The organism is Acetobacter estunensis (assembly GCF_019083805.1).
Lineage (GTDB): Bacteria > Pseudomonadota > Alphaproteobacteria > Acetobacterales > Acetobacteraceae > Acetobacter > Acetobacter estunensis_A.
Window position 1 is genome coordinate 1 of sequence record NZ_JAHRDV010000055.1, and the last position, 511, is coordinate 511.

Consider the following 511-nt stretch of genomic DNA (forward strand, 5'->3'; position numbering starts at 1 on the left):
GTGGCAGTAGGTGAGTTGAAGCTTCTGTGTGTCCACCAGCGCCTGATCGGTTTTTACCGTGCCTTCGAGCTGCTCTACGGTGAACTGCTGGTCACGTGCCGTCATGGCTGCGACGCTGTCCTGTCGAATGAGCTTCTGATAGCGGCCGTTGTCCACGCGGGCCTTTTCCAACTGCGCCTTGTCCTGCGCCAGCTGGCCTTCATATTGTCGCAGTGCGACTTCGTAGGGGCGGGGGTCGATCACGGCCAGCAGATCGCCCTGGTGGACGTGCTGCCCTTCCGTGAACTTGACGTCCATCAGATACCCCTCAACGCGCGTCTGAACAGTGACGTTGGTGATGGGGACAACTGTGCCCAGTTCCGTCAGCACGACCGGCATGTCGCCTGTTTTCACGCTTTCCACCGCAACAGGTTGCGCGGAGGAGGCGTCGGCCGAAGCATGATGACGCCCGGAGCCGGATTTTTTGGCGCGGTGTCCCAGAAAGGCGAAAACCAGAAGACCTGCCAGCACT

1 pseudogene is annotated in these 511 nt (G+C 60.3%); it reads right to left on the bottom strand.

Features of this window, described 5'->3' with window-relative positions:
• Window positions 1–511 (bottom strand): annotated as a pseudogene (locus KUA11_RS16990) (biotin/lipoyl-binding protein); the annotation flags it as partial.